General features: G+C 75.7%; 1 protein-coding gene. It reads right to left on the bottom strand.

Annotated features, from left to right (window positions below):
- The coding region (locus tag G3I40_RS17565) for a histidine kinase (RefSeq protein WP_239091787.1) at positions 1–538 on the bottom strand (538 nt) is incomplete at both ends.

Genomic DNA, 538 nt, shown 5'->3' on the forward strand with positions numbered 1-538 from the left:
GGACGAGCCGCCCCTCGGCGACGGTGAGCGCGACCCGGACGGGTACGGTCCCGCTGTGCCGCAGGACGTTCGTGAGCGCCTCCTGAAGGATGCGGTAGCCCTCCCGCGAGACCGGTCCAGGGACCTTCTCCAGCGGACCGGACACCGCCACCTCCACCTTCGCGCCCGAGGCCCGCGCCGAGTCGAGCAGCCGGTCCGCGTCCTGCAGCGTCGGCCGGCTGCTCGCCGGGCGCTCCGCCTCCCGCAGCACCACCAGGACCCGCTCCAGGTCCTCCAGGGCGGCCCGGCCGGTCTCCTCGATGGCGCCCAGCGCCCGCTGCGTGAACGCCGGATCGCCGGCCGCCCGCGCCGCACCCGCCTGCACCACCGCGACCGTCAGCGCATGCCCAATGGAGTCGTGCAGTTCCCGCGCCATCCGGTTGCGCTCCAGCAGCTGTTCGGTGCGCTCCTCAAGGGCGGCCAGGCGTTCGGCGGCGGACGGACCGAGCAGCAGCGGCGCGGCCCGCGTCATCAGCCGTCCCGCGCCCACCACCCCGTA

This window comes from Streptomyces sp. SID14478 (genome assembly GCF_010548525.1).
In the GTDB taxonomy this organism is placed as follows: Bacteria; Actinomycetota; Actinomycetes; order Streptomycetales; family Streptomycetaceae; genus Streptomyces.